This is a genomic window from Bacteroides faecis MAJ27 (assembly GCF_900106755.1).
GTDB classification, from domain to species: domain Bacteria; phylum Bacteroidota; class Bacteroidia; order Bacteroidales; family Bacteroidaceae; genus Bacteroides; species Bacteroides faecis.
The window spans coordinates 96,217-113,251 of the sequence record NZ_FNNN01000006.1; the positions used below are offsets into that span (position 1 = coordinate 96,217).

The window sequence follows — 17,035 nt, forward strand, 5'->3', positions numbered from 1 at the left end:
AGTCTTTAAAATAGGTTTAACTTATTTTTCTGGGCTTCTTCCAACGATACTGTTTCACGGCGTAATAGTCCGCTCTTCTCACGAAGTGCCTGATATTCTGCATCTAACTCATTAATCAGTTCGGCTTTCATCTGCGAATTCAACAGCCGGGAAGCAACACTGGCATTCTGAGAAGCATCTTTCAGATGTACAACCGGTGCATGATATACAGGTGCGATTTTCAGTGCCGTATGCATCTTTGAAGTAGTGGCTCCGCCAATCAACAGAGGAATATCCAGTCCGGCTTTCTCCAGTTCGGCAGCCACATGAGTCATTTCTTCCAGAGAAGGTGTGATCAAGCCACTCAAACCGATCATATCGACTTTTTCTTCGATGGCACGCTGAACAATGGTTTCTGCCGGAACCATCACTCCCAAGTCAACTATATCATAACCGTTGCACGCCATTACGACGGCAACTATATTTTTTCCGATGTCGTGCACATCCCCTTTTACGGTGGCAAGCAGAACTTTTCCGGCAGAAGATGATCCTTCCACTTTTTCTGATTCAATGATCGGTTGCAGTATAGCTACGGCTTTCTTCATAGTACGGGCAGTCTTCACGACCTGAGGCAGGAACATTTTTCCTGCGCCAAAAAGCTCGCCGACATAATTCATTCCATCCATCAACGGACCTTCAATTACATCTACAGCTTTATCATATAAAGGTAAAGCTTCCGCTAAATCCTGTTCCAGATAATCACCGATTCCTTTCATCAAAGCATATTTCAAACGCTCTTGTACGGATTCTTCTCTCCATGCATCCTGCTTCACAGCTGTCTGACCGGAAGTACCGCCCATCGTTTCTTTCAATGCTTCCGCCAGTTCTATCAGACGCTCGGCAGCATCGGGACGACGATTCAAGACAACGTCCTCTATTTTTTCCAGCGTATCTGCAGGAATATCACTGTAGAGTACGGAAGTTCCCGGATTGACGATTCCCATATCCATCCCTTGCTGGATGGCATGATAAAGGAATACCGCATGCATTGCTTCACGAATATAATTATTGCCACGGAAAGAGAAAGAAAGATTACTTACTCCTCCGCTGACGTGTGCACCGGGAAGATTCTTCCTGATCCATCCGGTAGCTTCTATAAAGTCTACGGCGTAATTGTTATGCTCTTCGATTCCTGTAGCCACCGCAAGCACATTCGGGTCGAAAATAATATCATGAGGATTGAATCCAACTTTATCAACCAGCAGACGATATGCACGTCCGCACACTTCTATCTTGCGGGCAGCAGTATCCGCCTGTCCTTTTTCATCAAAAGCCATCACGACAGTTGCCGCTCCATATTGCTTGATGATCCGGGCATGCTCCAGAAATACTTCCTCCCCTTCCTTCAGAGAGATCGAGTTTACGATTGATTTGCCTTGCAGGCATTTCAATCCGGCTTCGATCACTTCCCATTTGGAAGAGTCGATCATAACAGGTACACGGGCTATTTCCGGTTCGGACATGATGAGATTCAGAAAAGTAGTCATCTCAGTCCGGGCATCCAGCAGACCATCATCCATATTAACGTCAATAACCAAAGCTCCGTCTTCTACTTGCTGACGAGCTATGGAAAGGGCTTCATCATATTTCTTTTCATTAATCAGACGAAGAAACTTGCGTGAGCCTGCTACGTTGCAACGCTCACCTATATTCACAAAGTTGATTTCCGGTTTCACTTCCAGCAGTTCGAGTCCGGAAAGCCACATACAATCCGGTTTGGGTGCCGGAACATGAGGTTTGGCACCTGCTATCAGTGCCTGATATTCTGCAATGTAGGCATCTGTCGTACCACAACAACCACCGATAATATTAACCAATCCTTCCTGAATATACTCCTTCACTTCATGAGCCATATCTGCGGGAGTCTGGTCATATTTCCCCAGACTATTCGGAAGGCCCGCATTAGGATAAGCACTGATATAATAAGGTGCACGCGAAGCCAACTGTTCAAGAAAAGGCTTCAACTGACGGGCACCAAAGGAGCAATTCAATCCGACTGAAAATATATTGGCATGCTGCACAGAAGCAAGGAAAGCTTCCAAAGTCTGTCCGGACAATGTACGTCCGCCGATATCGGATACCGTCACAGACAACATAACAGGAACTTCTATTCCTGTCACCTTCATAGCCTGTCCGGCTGCAAAAATGGCAGCTTTCGCATTCAGCGTATCAAATATGGTTTCGATAAGAATGGCATCCACCCCACCTTCCAGCATGGCTTCCATTTGCTGCTGGTAAGAGGCAGCCAGTTCGTCATAAGACAAGGCACGAAACGCCGGATTGTTCACATCCGGACTCATGGAACAGGTTTTATTAGTAGGTCCAACGGAGCCTGCAACAAAACGCGGTTTATCCGGATTCTTTGCCGTATATTCGTCCGCCAGTTCACGTGCCAGTCTGATAGCGGCAAGATTGATTTCGCGCACATATTCCTCTACATGATAATCCGCCATTGAGACAGTTGTAGAACTGAATGTATTGGTCTCGATAATATCCGCACCTGCTTCCAGATATTTACGATGGATATCTTGAATGACATCGGGGCGGGTCAGGCACAACAAATCATTATTCCCCTTCAACTGACCGGGAATATGCGCAAAACGTTCACCACGAAAGTCTTCTTCTTTAAGATTATATTGTTGGATCATTGTGCCCATTGCGCCATCCAGAATCAGAATACGCTCGGATACAATCTGAGAAATTGTCTTTTTCATTTTTACCTTATTACATTAACACCTAATTGTCACTCTGCCTATCTTAGACCTATCACGATCTTATCTTACTATTACGCTATAAAGCCATCTTATCGCTTAAACATTCGGGCCATGTCTCTGCGGTCATCTTTTTCTTTAATTGATTCCCGTTTATCGTACTGTTTTTTACCTTTCGCCAAAGCAACGACCAGTTTCGCCAAACCTTTTTCGTTGATGAACAAACGCACAGGAACGGTAGTAAAACCGGGGTCTTTCATTCCCCGTTGAATTTTCTCCAATTCTTTCTTATTAAGCAACAACTTTCTGTCTCTACGAGCTGTATGATTATTGTACGAACCATAGAAATACTCGGCGATATGCATATTCTTTACCCATAATTCGCCTTTCGCAAAATAACAAAACGTATCCACCAGACTTGCCTTTCCTAAACGAATGGATTTAATTTCCGTGCCTGTCAATACGATACCTGCCGTGTAGGTATCCATCAACTCATAGTCAAATGTAGCACGTTTATTCTTGATATTTACAGAAGGTTGTTTCATCTTTACACATTAATTAAGTATGGCTATCAACTTACTAAATACAAATTGAATCACCGTCGGACATAGTATTAACAAAACTGATGAGAAAAGGGTGTATTTCAATCGTACTTTTTCCTCCACTTGCATCAATATGGGAGCTCCTTCCCATACTACATAGACAATGTAGAACTGAAATAGCCAGGCAATAATTCTAAAATCAGGTAAAAGTCCGGTCACAATCTGAAGCAAGAAGGGGACAACAAGTGCGTATCCGGCAAACTGTTGTGTCAACGGAGCATTGGCAGGCATACCAAACATTCTTACTCCCATTTCGTTAATTGCATAGGCCGCCAGAAAGTAACCACCAAACAATGCCACAGCTACGGCACAACAATTGGTCATAGCTATTTGAAAACTTTGCGGTCCTCCCCATCCATTCGTCAGCAAAGAGCCGATAAAGACGGACAAACCGCATAAACCAATCATAGGATAGACAAAAGCCATAAAAACTTTTCGCCTATCCTCTTCCATAGAAATTTCCTCCCAGGCCTTGGCCGGAGAGGAAATCAATTTCATTGCTATATTAAATAATTCTTTGTAGTTCAATTTGTTTTAAGTGTTTCACTCCACGTTGAATTTGCGGCACCATCCAAAGAATTCTTTGAGGAGTTGGTCTTTGCATTTACTATAATTTTAGTAGGTTCTGCTCCACCTGCAGCTTTGAAGTCAGAAATAGCCCTATCCAACTTATATGCTTTATAAGTAGAAGTATACTTATTACGCTCTACACCTTCTTCTGAACCATCTTTTATCACATGGTTAAGTGTTAATTCAAGAGTAGTATCTCCCGATTTAACATTTGTAAAGTCATAAGTAAGTATAAAAGAATGCTTATTAAGTTCTTCTTTCTGCTTTTCGTCTGTACTCTCTACTTTTACCCAATACATAATAGGAATCACAAGATATTCATTAAAAAGAATTCCCGGCTGAGTCGATGTATCACTATTGAATGTATACAAAGGGGCATTAGCTTTATTATAATCTTCCCTAAGTTCCTCTGGTCCTTCATTAGATTTTGCACTAATAGAAGTCGGAGTACTTCCTGCATAAAGTGTTACATCAAGAGTCTGAGAATTCCCTGGCTGTTGCGCTGTGTCAAACTGATAGTAAAAGAAATAGATCTCTCCTATATTCAAGTTAGGCATTGACAATTCATTCACAACTAATTTCTGCCCATTAGCCAATTCAAATGTAGCAGGAAAATAGTTTGTACATTTAGCGAACGCAGGTCCGGTATATATCGTATTATCATCCCCATTCATACAAGAAGTAACAGACATCCCCATTAAAACCGTCATTAAAGCTACTAATAAAAATTTCATTTGTTTCATAAACATATTTTTTAGAGTTTGCAAAGATATAAATTCTAATTCACAATTAATAAATGCAGATACTTAAAAAATACTGCATCGTTTACTTTATTATTTTTGCAAAAAGTTCCAGGTGATTATCTACATAGCTGGCAACCAGTGTTGTCACTTGTTCCTCCATATCTAAATATGCCTCTTCCAAATCATCAAAAGCCTCATATTGCTCATACATCGCCATGAATTCATCATCCGTCCGTTCTTTTTCCAAATCCTTCCGGTTGGCATCATATATCTTCTTGGCTTTATATACCAATTTAGAGAACTCTTCCGCCCCCCACAGGCGCATCACTTTTGCAAAAGGATTATCAAAGATATATCCGCCATAACCGTTCTGAATCAACTGACAGAATCCGCCGAACATTATTTCATCACGAAAAATCTGATAAGCCAGCAATGAATGCTGTTCACCTGTCAACAACGGCATTGTGTCAGCAGTCAATTCACCACCGATTACTTCCTTATATTTATCAGTAAATACCTGGATAAATTCATCCATTCCTTCGCCCGCAGCTTTCTGTAAAGCGGACTCCATAACTTCTATCATAGCTTTGTTCAATAAATTATTCAGCAAAGCTACTAATTTTATTCTATATCTATCTAGTAATACCGCTACATTCTCACTAAAACATACCTGTTGGCGGAATTAATTTAATTCAAACCCATGAAAACAGGGTATCTCATTCTGCTTTCCGATATCCGCCAGATAATTGCATACCGATATACTTTCCCTTTCCCGGAAAAGCCTTTAAGCACATTTCGTTTACCGTTCAATAGTATGCAAACAACCCTATAATAACCTGCTTTACAACTATTATTGTCGTATTTTCAAAGGGAGTTCTTCATCGTTCCACCCGGGTGAACAAGCATGTCTACCTAGGTGCGCAGACCTGTTTACAAGGGTGCAACGATCGGTTCACCCGGGTGGAACGATGAAGATGTCGGTAAAATAACACACGAATAAAGGCATCAAATGCCATAGAGATAAGTAACATAATATATAAACAACAAGTAAACAGCAACCAAGATGCGAGATCCATTTGGCAACTACTTACGTAAAAGGCAAAGAAATGGAATGAGAGATACCCCCAAAAAGAGTGAGGGATAGACTGAAATGAAGCGATTCTAGGGAGAAAATAATGAGAGATACCTATTTGAGAAGTATCTCTCATTCTGTAATATACTAATTATATGTAGATTACACAAAAACAGTGAGACCGTGAGACTAAAATATTTTTTTCTTTGCAAGAGTTAGCTGAAAGAAGGAACTCTTTTAAGTCTATCTAATGCAAAAACATATAACTATTTATGCATGTAAATGCATTCCTATAGCCATACCTATTAAATAAGGTATTAACCAAATGCACCAAACGACGATACTAAAACGATTAAAATGCCTTTTCGCCTCGGCAGATCCCTTCACATAAGTCCATATCGCCCATGAAGCATGTACAAACATCAGAAGAATGGCAATCGTCCCCGTTACCGTGTGGATTTCATCATGCAAATGCGTTAATTCGGCAATATGTTCCATCAGGCTGGTCCCGACTGCATCGGACACCAATCCTAAAAGAAAGAAAATAATATGCCATAACTTCAGTTTCTTTTGCAGCCTTTCTCCCCATACACCGATAGTATAAAATACCAATGCAGATGAAATAACGCAGATTGCCGCTATCAAATAATGTATATCAACCTGATTGAGTTCCATAAAATTTATATTTCAGATAACAACAAAGCAACGAATAGATAGTTCGACGCATAGCAATCTTTCACAAATGCAATCCCGACTTAGCAAACGAAGAAAAAACGTAAACGGATTTGTCACTTTTCACAAAAAAGTAAGATATGGCGATTTGCAGAAACAAATAAATCGACTACCTTTGTGGGCGATTTAGAGAATCGTGACTACGTATTTTTAATTATATCACTAAAAAAAGAGCTAATTATGACTTATTCACACGAAGTGGAACACATGTGTGTTGTAAAGAAGGGTCCTAACCACGGACCGGCTCCCATACCCGAAGAAGGCAAATGGGTAAAATCTAAAGAAATCGTTGATATTTCAGGTTTGACACACGGTATCGGTTGGTGTGCTCCTCAGCAGGGTGCTTGTAAACTGACACTGAATGTTAAAGAAGGCGTTATCCAGGAAGCTTTAGTTGAGACTATCGGATGTTCCGGTATGACTCACTCAGCTGCTATGGCTGCTGAAATCCTTCCGGGTAAAACAATCCTCGAAGCACTGAACACTGACCTTGTTTGCGACGCAATCAACACAGCTATGCGCGAACTCTTCCTGCAAATCGTTTACGGACGCACTCAGTCTGCTTTCTCTGAAGGTGGTTTGATTATCGGTGCAGGTCTGGAAGACTTAGGTAAAGGTCTGCGCAGCCAGGTAGGTACCCTTTATGGTACTTTGGCTAAAGGTCCTCGTTACCTTGAAATGGCTGAAGGTTACATCAAAAATATCTTCTTGGATAAGAATGATGAAATCTGTGGATACGAATTCGTTCACATGGGTAAATTCATGGATGAAATCAAGAAGGGAACTGATGCTAACGAAGCATTGAAGAAAGTTACAGGTACTTATGGTCGTGTAACAGCAGAACAGGGAGCAGTTAAACACATTGATCCACGTCACGAATAATATAAGGAGGAAAGAAACTATGATTAGAGAAGTAAAATTCGAAAGCCAAGACCGTCGTATCAAAGGTATCATTGAAGCCTTGAACGCTAACGGCATCAAAGACATCGAAGAAGCTAACGCAATCTGCGAAGCTGCCGGACTTGATCCTTATAAAACGTGTGAAGAAACTCAGCCTATCTGTTTTGAAAACGCAAAATGGGCTTATGTGGTAGGTACTGCAATTGCTCTTAAGAAGAACTGCACAAACGCTGCTGAAGCTGCTGAAGCTATCGGTATCGGTTTGCAGGCATTCTGTATCCCGGGTTCTGTAGCTGACGACCGTAAGGTTGGTATCGGTCATGGTAACCTGGCTGCTATGTTGCTTCGCGAAGAAACTAAATGTTTCGCATTCCTTGCAGGTCACGAATCTTTCGCTGCTGCTGAAGGTGCTATCAAAATCGCTGCAAAAGCAGACAAAGTACGTAAAGAGCCATTGCGTTGCATCCTGAACGGTCTTGGAAAAGACGCTGCTCAGATCATCTCTCGTATCAATGGTTTTACTTATGTTCAGACTCAGTTTGATTATTTCACTGGTGAGCTGAAAGTAGTTCGCGAAATCGCTTACTCTGACGGTCCTCGTGCAAAAGTAAAATGCTACGGTGCTGACGATGTTCGCGAAGGTGTAGCTATCATGTGGAAAGAAGGCGTAGACGTATCTATCACAGGTAACTCTACTAACCCGACTCGTTTCCAACACCCGGTTGCAGGTACTTACAAGAAAGAACGTGTATTGGCTGGTAAGCCATACTTCTCAGTTGCTTCCGGTGGTGGTACAGGCCGTACTCTTCACCCGGACAACATGGCTGCCGGTCCGGCTTCTTATGGCATGACAGACACGATGGGCCGTATGCACTCAGACGCTCAGTTCGCTGGTTCTTCATCAGTTCCTGCTCACGTAGAAATGATGGGATTCCTCGGTATCGGTAACAACCCGATGGTAGGTTGTACAGTAGCTTGTGCTGTTGACGTAGCTCAGGCTTTGGCTAAGTAATTAAAGTTACATTATATAAATAAACTCCTGTAGTCCATGTGATTACAGGAGTTTTTTTATTTGTGGTAATTTGAAGTAGATGGCAGTTTCAGATACCTTATCTCACCTATCATTTAGAATTGTTGAATGATAGATTTATATACAATGAAAGCTACATTTACATAAAATCATAATCAAAAGAAGCAGCAGGAACGCTTGAACCAGCAGAAAGCTATGAGAGAGGGCAAATCGAAGAGTTAATATCTTTTGCCAACTCAAATCATTTATGAATAACTATTATAGCATTGATTAATAACAGATTGCTATAGTTTACAAGAAGCCGAAATGATAGGATTCTTGGGAATTGGTAACCCCCAATGGTAAGTTGCACTGTGGCTTGCGCTGTAGACGTAGCTCAGGCCTTAGCTAAGTAATAAAAGTTACTTATTATTATACAGGAGAGTATTTTTTATAAGGCACTCTCCTATTTTTATAAAAAAGATGATGATTGTTACAAATAATCTACACTATCGTTGTTTAGTTCTCTACAACAAATTCTTACCATGAACCAGCTTATAACATATCTTTGCAATGAGATAATAATATCCATAAATTATTAAAAAGAGAAGAGGATATAAAGAGAGAATTTTAGAAAATAAAGAATTACATAAAATAAACTCTCGAAAATAATCCAGTATGACACACATCGGACAAATTATTGAAAAAGAGCTCCATCGCCAAGAACGCTCGGTCACATGGTTCGCAAGACGACTCTATTGCGATCGAACTAATGTATATAATATATTTAGAAGACAGAGCTTAGATACAGAACTGTTGTTACGTATATCCATTATATTAGAATACAATTTCTTCCAAATATATTCTGATATATATAACAACAGAACATAGAAATATCTTCTACAACCTTGTATATAAAACAGCAACAATTAAAAGGATATTTATGTTTAAAGAGCATGTATCTTTGCAAAGTTTTTTAAGACAACCAAAGTATATGACTAAAAAGATTACACATTAAAAACAAAAAAGATGAAACAATTTAGAATTTTAAGTATGTTGATGATTGTGCTTATATCAAGCCTGTCATTTGTATCATGTGGAGATGATGATGATGAAACGTCTGGTGATTTCAGTGCCAGCATAGCAGGAGTTTATACAGGTAAACTCAAAGTTGGAACTAATGTTACAGCTGATGCATATGTAGTCACTGTTACCAAAGTATCTTCTTCTGTAGTAAAAGTTACCGCTGACTTCTACACAGATAACGGTAGTGAAAATTACAATGTTACTAAAGAAGGCAATCAATACATTCTTTCAAGCGAAAGCTCATCTGGTATCAACATAACTGTTACAGGTAAAGCAATGACTATAAGTTTCCTTAATAATGCAGGAAGTATGACCACTTTTACCGGAACTCGTGATTAAAGCCCACCAATCTTTACAGTAAAAGTAGAAATTCAGTAAAGGTTACAAATATCCCAAAGCCGTAATTTCCCTTTTCTTGAAAATGAGAAATTACGGCTTTTATAAATAAAAGCTATGAAAATTGTATATAACACTATTCTCTTTACATTACTATTTCTAGCCACAAGCTGTGATCATTCGGAGAAAATCGATGATATAAAACTTGAAATTTCACAAAACATCTTCCGTAACATCGACAATAACGGAGGGAAAATAACTGTTGCTATCACATCTAATTCTGAATGGATCATCGCAAATTCAGCTGATTGGTGCATACCAGACAAATATCAAGGAGAAGGAAACGATATACTTACTATAAAAATTCTAGCTAACACCAAACATGCAAACAGACAAACTAATCTAATCATATCCGCCCAAGGGATAAACCAAACAATCAAGATTTCACAACAAAAAGGAGAAGTTAATCCAGATTTAGATAAAATACACTATCAATTACCCGTTATTTTCCATGTTCTTTATCAAAACGAAAATGACATAAATCAATATATAAAAGAAGACCATTTAAAAGATGTATTAGTGCGAACTAACCATTTCTATCAATCTGAAAAGTGTGGAATTGATATAAATCTCGAATTTGTATTAGCAACCAAAGATAAGAATGGAACCACATTACCAGAACCTGGAGTAGAAAGAGTGCCATTTAATGAGCTTCCTATTGATTGCGAAAAGTTTATGAGAGATAATACAGGAAAATATACATCTTTACTATGGGAACCCAATGAATACATTAACATAATGGTATATCCTTTTACGGATTCGCAGATTTTAGGCATATCTACATTTCCATATAGTTTAAAGGACTTTTTTTTAGAAGGGACTCAACAGGTATCAGCTTCGTGGATCACTTTAGAGAATTTGAGTTTCCCATATTGTATATCGATCAATAGTTCATATATTTATGAGCAAAGTACAGATGAAAGAATTAATCAAAACGATGCTGCAATAACATTAGCACACGAACTCGGACACTATTTAGGATTACGTCATGTATTCTCAGAAGGAGGGACCACTTCAATGTGTACCGATACTGATTATTGCAAAGATACTCCCAGTTATAACCGTAGTGAGTATGAACAATGGCTTAACAATTTGGATAAGCAGAAAAAATATCAATTAAAAGATTTAGCTAAACGATATAGCTGTGAAAAAGGAGAATATGAAGCACACAACATTATGGACTATGCATATTGCTTTTATAATGAAATAACTTTAGAACAACGAAAAAGAATACGCCATATCTTAAACTATAGCCCACTTATTCCAGGTCCCAAAGAAAGCAGAATAGATACCAGAGGCGTACAAGGCAGATTGAATTTGCCAATATGTATAATGAAATAACATAATCAGGTAAAACGGGGCAGCAAGTATTTCATCGACTGTTCCTCCATAGTAGTCAAATGTCAGGAATTTGACAATAACTAATTATCCGTTTTCTACATCACAATACAAAACTTTTATACAGGATAACTTGTTATTACAATATAACCAAACATCATGAAACGATGCTACTGACATTTTTAAACATACTGGCCACCATCATTGGCGTAATCAGCTTATTGATTGTAACCTATGGAGTATTCGTAGGATTCATCGCTTTTCTCCGTAACGAATTCAAACGGATCAACGGAACCTATACCATCAATAATGTCCGGCAGCTGAGAGCTGATTTCGGCAGTTACCTCTTATTGGGATTAGAATTTCTAATTGCATCAGACATACTAAAGACCGTAGTAGACCCGACTCTAGACGAACTGGCTATTTTAGGAGGTGTAGTTATAGTAAGAACTGTATTGTCAGTCTTTCTGAATAAAGAAATAAAAGAACTGGCCGAAGAAGAAAATTCAAAAAGCACATAAATAGATTGGAATAAATAAAAAATGTATTACTTTTGCATGAATTCTTAATGACCTATGGTATGGAATATATCAATGAATTTCACAATGACTGAAATTCCAAAGAATATAAAAGACACGATATGAAAAAGAACTTACTATTATTACTTTGCTTGTTTTGTCTGGTCAATGTTTGCCATGCAAAAGCGAAAGACACTTTTACCGTTTTCCAATTAAACCTGTGGCATGGATGTACTAAAGTACCCAACGGAGATCAAGGCATTATTGATGTACTGGATCAGATGGATGCGGATGTCGTTTTTCTGTGCGAAATCAGAGACGGAAAACAGTTTATCCCTCATGTGATCGAAGAGCTGGAGAAGAGAGGAAAACATTACTATGGTGAAACGTTTGATCTGGCAATCGGTGTTTTGAGTAAATTCAAGCCGGACAGTTGGACCAAATGCTGCATCGTACCTGGTGACGAAGGTCGTGCTATGGTGAAAATGGTTGCAACAATCGAAGGCCAACCCGTATCTTTCTATTCTTGTCATTTGGACTACCGGCATTATCAATGCTATATGCCACGTGGATATAATGGTACTACCTGGAAGAAAATGGATAAGCCGATAACAGATGAAGAAGAAGTCTTGAAAGCAAACAGACAGTCTTTCCGGGATGAAACCATCCGTGCTTTTATTCAGGAAGTACAATCTGACATTCAACAAGGCCGCCCGATAATCATGGGAGGAGATTTTAATGAGCCCTCTCATTTAGACTGGCAGGCAGATACAAAGGATTTGTGGGATCATAATGGGGCTGTCATTCATTGGGACTGCTCAATGATGTTGAGCAAAGCAGGATTCAAAGATGCTTATCGTGAAAAATATCCCAATACAGTTCGATATCCCGGTTTTACATTCCCTGCCGGAAACAAACTCGCAGAAGAGGCTAAACTGGAAAAGTTGGCTTGGGCGCCTGAGGCAGACGAACGTGACCGGATTGATTTCATTTATTATCATCCATTGGAGTCGATGCTTTCCATGAAGGATAGCAAGTTGGTAGGTCCCTCCGAAACAGTTGTCCGGGGAAAAATAACAGAAAACGATTCTAAGGATAAGATTCTGACGCCTTCTTGTATTTGGCCCAGCGACCATAAAGGTAATCTCGCAATCTTTAAGATTCGGAAAAAACGGTAATAGTATATTGAGTAGGGTGACTTTCATCGTGCGTCACCCTAAAATTCCAAAGCTTCAAATCAGAGAATTCTCTTCCTTCTCTATCATCTTATCATAATACGCAATGCGTGCGGCACACTCCCGAATAGTCACCTCGCGCAATGCTTCCGTTCGTGCCAGCATATATTCGTATTGTTCTTCACTGACAGTGAATAGTCGGTTGTACCGAGCTTCGATATACGCCCGACATAATTTATCGAACGCTTCTCTATCTTCGGGAGTATTAACTGGAAAGACATTAGCGAAACCTCGTGAACGGCTTTTAGCCATCGGGCCCAACACTTCCAATTTATGAGACTTAGGGCGAGTGCCGCCATAGACAAGCATATAGGCTTTGTAGTAACGTTCGCAAGCTTGATGCAATTCGAACGAACCGTATTTTAAATCATTGCTTTTGTTGGCAGTCTGTCCAGATCTTAAAAAACTTTCTGCCATGTCGAAGCATCCTGCATATTCTTCCTCCGCATATTGCTTAATTTCCCGATACGGCAACTTCTCAGGTTTGCCAATCTGAAACGTGCCGTCGTCATATAATAGAATGCCATCTTTTATGATCTCATAAAAAAAATAATGTTTTCTTCTTATAGCCCGATTAACGGTCGTCGTGCTTTCAACAATGATTTGCGGTGGTGCCGGGTGCCGCTTCCCTTCCATTCGTTTATCATACTTAGGAACGACAAAGGCGTTCGCATGATTCTCTGCTTTAACAGCATCGCCCGTATCACATATCACCAGAATATCAAGGTCACTTTGGTAGTAAGTAAGTCCACCTCGTTCGTCGTATGTTTCATCCCAAATGACATATTCTCCACGTGCATAACTCCCATAAAGGATAATCATACGTACATTCACAAGGTACTGCAATATCAGTTCTTGCAGCACTGCCAACTCTTCCTGTGTGCGTTTGGGTAAACGTTTTATTGATCTTTTCATAATGACAATCTATCTATTTGTTGCATAACGCTCTTCCTTCTCTATCATCTTATCATAATACGCAATGCGTGCGGCACACTCCCGAATAGTCACCTCGCGCAATGCTTCCGTTCGTGCCAGCATGTATTCGTATTGTTCTTCACTGACAGTGAATAGTCGGTTGTACCGAGCTTCGATATACGCCCGACATAATTTATCAAACGCTTCTCTATCTTCGGGAGTATTAACTGGAAATACATTCGCGAAACCTCGTGAACGGCTTTTAGCCATCGGGCCCAACACTTCCAATTTATGGGATTTAGGGCGAGTGCCACTATGGACAAGCATATACGTCTTGTAGTAACGTTCGCAAGCTTGATGTAAAAAGAATGAACCTAATTTATATTCTTTTTCCACTTGAGCCAATTTTCCATGTCTTAATAATCCCTCTGCCATGTCGAAACATCCTGCATATTCTTCCTCCGCATATTGCTTTATTTCCCGATACGGCAACTTCTCCGGTTTGCCAATCTGAAACGTGCCGTCGTCATATAATAGAATGCCATCTCTTAAGGCCTCATAAAAAAAATAATGTTTTCTTCTTATAGCCCGATTAACGGTCGTCGTGCTTTCAACAATGATCTGAGGTGGTGCAGGATGTCTCCTTCCTTCCATTCGTTTATCATACTTAGGAACAACAAAGGCGTTCGCATGATTCTCCGCTTTAATAGCATCGCCCGTATCACATATCACCAGAATATCAAGGTCGCTTTGGTAGTAAGTAAGTCCACCTCGTTCGTCGTATGTTTCATCCCAAATGACATATTCTCCACGTGCATAACTCCCATAGAGGATAATCATACGTACATTCACAAGGTACTGCAATATCAGTTCTTGCAGTACTGCCAACTCTTCCTGTGTGCGTTTGGGCAAACGCTTTATTGATCTTTTCATAATGACAATCATCTATTCTTAACCGCAAAGATAACTTAAATCAGTGTATTAATGATTGTCTTGAAACGCTTTTTTCAAGACTTTGATAGTGTGTTATACTAAGAAATGGCATGTCTGCTATTTTTCATTCCATTGATTCTAGTACTTACTCCCATCAACTCTTGTACTTCATCTTGCAGTTTCTCGTACTTCATACTTCCAACTCAAGTACTTCAAACTCTCAACTCCAGTACTTTACTTCTTACATTCTTGTACATCATTTTCCCTCTTCAAGTACTTCAATCGTTACACTCCTCTGCCTCATTTCCTTTCACTTTTCGTTCTTTTCTCTTTGTATTTCTGTTCTTTCGCACTCACATATGTATACTATTTGCACCATTAAAAAGTCCTTTATTCCCTACTGACACTGACAACTGCCACTTTAGCGTTTCTTTAGTAATAACATTTCTTTTTCCGTTTGCATACATTACTAATTATCAACACATTATAAACATCTAAAATATTAATTTCATGCACACTCTGTCAGTATGGAACATTTAGTGGCAGTACTTTTCCATTCATTCATTTGTAAATATATACACTACAACAAATATGAATAACCGGACGAAGGTAGGAATACAAATTCAACAGCGTTGAATAGGCTTCTTTCTTCCAGTGATGACAAAGTTATTAGTAAACTATGATTAATTCAAGTTTCGCAAGTTACTTTTGCGTTATCCAAACTATCTTAATTCCCCTCCCTCCTGGGAGGAGACTTAAGATACTACCGACTTTTTAGTCACTCCCAATTGAGATACTACTGTTTGTCAATAATATAAAGAATTTGCGGAACTTCAGTGATTAAGAGTTATTTAAAGGCATTTTAATTTACATACTCATCCATTCCTCTTGGATGTATTCTCTGTAAAGAGGCCTTAAGGTGTCAGTTGTCAGTAGTGTCAGTAGATTTACTTTTCTGTAGGGATAGCACAACAATTAAAGTCCTGATAATCAATTAACAGATCATCTTTTTTATTTTTCCAGTCTTCTGCCGTTCCACCCTGCATTTACTGACATAAAAATTGTTAATCCCCCGGGGAATATCGTAAATATATAATACAAATAAGTTTTTTTTACCAGTCTATAAGAATGAAAACAAATAATAGAAAAAGCCAGATTAAACCATCTGTTGATTTGCAACAAATGAGCTATCGTTCATTCCCGGACAACTTATCGATTAAGACAGCATCGATATCTTTTGCCAATTCTTGATAGGTCGCCAAAGGATCATCTGTATATACAGCACGAATAATCCCCTCCTTGTCTGTTATCAATATACGGGGAATGGTATGGGAAGCAAAAAGCGAAAAGACAGCATCATCATTCTGAGCGGAAAAAGGCAAGGTAAACGAATGTTTTTCCCAATAGGCTTGTACTTCAGAGCCCGATTCTGAACGGCTGATACAAGACAATAATACATCCGGATTCTCTTTATATGTATCATAAACTTTCTGAATAACCGGAAGTTCTTTCTGACAATCCGGACAATCCGTATGAAAAAAGACAATCACTCCAACCTTCCCGCTAAATGACTGCGTATTCAACATTCCCCCATCACTCATCTCTACCGAAAACTGAGGAAGGGCGTCACCGGCAACAAGAGCAAAGTCTCCCCTATCATCATCATCGTCCGTGATACAGGAAGAAAAAACTGCCAGAACGATACATAGCAATATCACCACTTTGCTTCTTATTTCCACTTTCATATCTTTCTTCGTTAGTTATGCAACTCCCAAAAGCTCTACCTCAAATACCAATGTCGAAAAAGCCGGAATCGGACCGGATGCACGGGTTCCGTATCCCATCGTGTAAGGTATATAGATGATCCATTTATCTCCCGCACGCATCCGTTGGAGCGCCAGTTGCCAACCATCTATTACATCGCAGAGGCGGAAAGCTTCCGGACAATTACGTTCATAAGAATTATCGAACACCCGACCGTTAATCAGACTCCCTTTATAATGAACGGTAACAATACTCCGCACATTAGGAAAAACAGTCCCCGTACCGGTCTCCAAAACCTTATAATAGATGCCGCAAGGCAAGGCATAAACACCTTCCTGCGATGACAATTCTTTCAAGAACTCCAAATTCGTCTCTTTATATTCTTGCTTTCTTCCCATAAATACATGATTTGAATGTACAAAAGTAAGCAGATTTAAGAGAAATCTTCCATAAAAACTGTATATTTGTTTGT

At 39.5% G+C, this 17,035-nt stretch carries 17 protein-coding genes and 1 pseudogene; 8 read left to right on the forward strand and 10 right to left on the reverse strand.

The features are described from left to right. Positions 1 to 5: 5 nt before the first annotated feature. The 6 genes from metH to BLW31_RS07145 form a co-directional block, all read right to left on the reverse strand. The gene (metH, locus tag BLW31_RS07120; RefSeq protein ID WP_010537472.1) at positions 6 to 2,753 is read right to left on the reverse strand and encodes a methionine synthase; all 2,748 of its coding nucleotides are present in this window, start codon (positions 2,751 to 2,753) and stop codon (positions 6 to 8) included. 89 nt (positions 2,754 to 2,842) lie between these two features. Beyond that, positions 2,843 to 3,295 (reverse strand): SsrA-binding protein, encoded by a 453-nt coding sequence (smpB, locus tag BLW31_RS07125; protein ID WP_008760495.1) that lies wholly within the window; start codon positions 3,293 to 3,295, stop codon positions 2,843 to 2,845. Positions 3,296 to 3,304: 9 nt separating this feature from the next. After that, positions 3,305 to 3,850, reverse strand: coding sequence for a Yip1 family protein (locus BLW31_RS07130; protein WP_029425472.1), 546 nt, complete (start codon positions 3,848 to 3,850; stop codon positions 3,305 to 3,307). A 26-nt stretch (positions 3,851 to 3,876) separates the two neighbouring features. Continuing rightward, the gene (locus BLW31_RS07135; RefSeq protein ID WP_029425471.1) at positions 3,877 to 4,665 is read right to left on the reverse strand and encodes a hypothetical protein; all 789 of its coding nucleotides are present in this window, start codon (positions 4,663 to 4,665) and stop codon (positions 3,877 to 3,879) included. Positions 4,666 to 4,747: 82 nt separating this feature from the next. Continuing rightward, positions 4,748 to 5,248, reverse strand: coding sequence for a DMP19 family protein (locus tag BLW31_RS07140; RefSeq protein WP_029425470.1), 501 nt, complete (start codon positions 5,246 to 5,248; stop codon positions 4,748 to 4,750). Positions 5,249 to 6,007: 759 nt separating this feature from the next. After that, positions 6,008 to 6,412 (reverse strand): HsmA family protein, encoded by a 405-nt coding sequence (locus tag BLW31_RS07145; protein WP_008760491.1) that lies wholly within the window; start codon positions 6,410 to 6,412, stop codon positions 6,008 to 6,010. A 237-nt stretch (positions 6,413 to 6,649) separates the two neighbouring features. Here BLW31_RS07145 and BLW31_RS07150 point away from each other — a divergent pair, with 237 nt between their 5' ends. The 8 genes and pseudogenes from BLW31_RS07150 to BLW31_RS07180 all read left to right on the forward strand — a co-directional run bounded on the left by BLW31_RS07150 (position 6,650) and on the right by BLW31_RS07180 (position 12,894). Beyond that, positions 6,650 to 7,351, forward strand: a complete 702-nt coding sequence (locus tag BLW31_RS07150; protein WP_005677723.1) for an iron-sulfur cluster assembly scaffold protein — start codon at positions 6,650 to 6,652, stop codon at positions 7,349 to 7,351. 19 nt (positions 7,352 to 7,370) lie between these two features. Next, positions 7,371 to 8,381: a GGGtGRT protein gene (locus BLW31_RS07155; protein WP_008760490.1), complete on the forward strand. Its 1,011-nt coding sequence runs from the start codon at positions 7,371 to 7,373 to the stop codon at positions 8,379 to 8,381. A gap of 321 nt (positions 8,382 to 8,702) precedes the next feature. Further along, positions 8,703 to 8,794: pseudogene (locus BLW31_RS25130) on the forward strand (GGGtGRT protein); the annotation flags it as partial. 262 nt (positions 8,795 to 9,056) lie between these two features. Then, positions 9,057 to 9,269 carry a hypothetical protein gene (locus BLW31_RS24690; protein ID WP_008760489.1) on the forward strand — a complete coding sequence of 71 codons (213 nt, stop codon included), beginning with the start codon at positions 9,057 to 9,059 and terminating at the stop codon, positions 9,267 to 9,269. Between the two features lie 138 nt (positions 9,270 to 9,407). Then, the gene (locus BLW31_RS07165) at positions 9,408 to 9,803 is read left to right on the forward strand and encodes a hypothetical protein (protein WP_008760488.1); all 396 of its coding nucleotides are present in this window, start codon (positions 9,408 to 9,410) and stop codon (positions 9,801 to 9,803) included. A gap of 114 nt (positions 9,804 to 9,917) precedes the next feature. After that, positions 9,918 to 11,201, forward strand: a complete 1,284-nt coding sequence (locus tag BLW31_RS07170) for a zinc-dependent metalloproteinase lipoprotein (protein ID WP_010537468.1) — start codon at positions 9,918 to 9,920, stop codon at positions 11,199 to 11,201. A gap of 164 nt (positions 11,202 to 11,365) precedes the next feature. Then, positions 11,366 to 11,719, forward strand: a complete 354-nt coding sequence (locus tag BLW31_RS07175; protein ID WP_008766711.1) for a DUF1622 domain-containing protein — start codon at positions 11,366 to 11,368, stop codon at positions 11,717 to 11,719. A 119-nt stretch (positions 11,720 to 11,838) separates the two neighbouring features. Continuing rightward, positions 11,839 to 12,894: an endonuclease/exonuclease/phosphatase family protein gene (locus BLW31_RS07180; RefSeq protein ID WP_010537467.1), complete on the forward strand. Its 1,056-nt coding sequence runs from the start codon at positions 11,839 to 11,841 to the stop codon at positions 12,892 to 12,894. Positions 12,895 to 12,948: 54 nt separating this feature from the next. Here the strand turns inward: BLW31_RS07180 and BLW31_RS07185 are convergent, their stop codons facing one another. The 4 genes from BLW31_RS07185 to bamJ form a co-directional block, all read right to left on the reverse strand. Beyond that, complete coding sequence (locus BLW31_RS07185) at positions 12,949 to 13,866, reverse strand: HEPN domain-containing protein (RefSeq protein ID WP_010537466.1); 918 nt, start codon at positions 13,864 to 13,866, stop codon at positions 12,949 to 12,951. A 9-nt stretch (positions 13,867 to 13,875) separates the two neighbouring features. Continuing rightward, positions 13,876 to 14,799: a HEPN domain-containing protein gene (locus BLW31_RS07190; RefSeq protein WP_029425469.1), complete on the reverse strand. Its 924-nt coding sequence runs from the start codon at positions 14,797 to 14,799 to the stop codon at positions 13,876 to 13,878. Between the two features lie 1,187 nt (positions 14,800 to 15,986). Next, positions 15,987 to 16,544, reverse strand: coding sequence for a TlpA family protein disulfide reductase (locus BLW31_RS07195; protein ID WP_010537464.1), 558 nt, complete (start codon positions 16,542 to 16,544; stop codon positions 15,987 to 15,989). Between the two features lie 15 nt (positions 16,545 to 16,559). Next, positions 16,560 to 16,961 carry a BamJ family beta-barrel-assembly machinery protein gene (bamJ, locus tag BLW31_RS07200; RefSeq protein WP_008766716.1) on the reverse strand — a complete coding sequence of 134 codons (402 nt, stop codon included), beginning with the start codon at positions 16,959 to 16,961 and terminating at the stop codon, positions 16,560 to 16,562. Positions 16,962 to 17,035 lie beyond the last annotated feature (74 nt).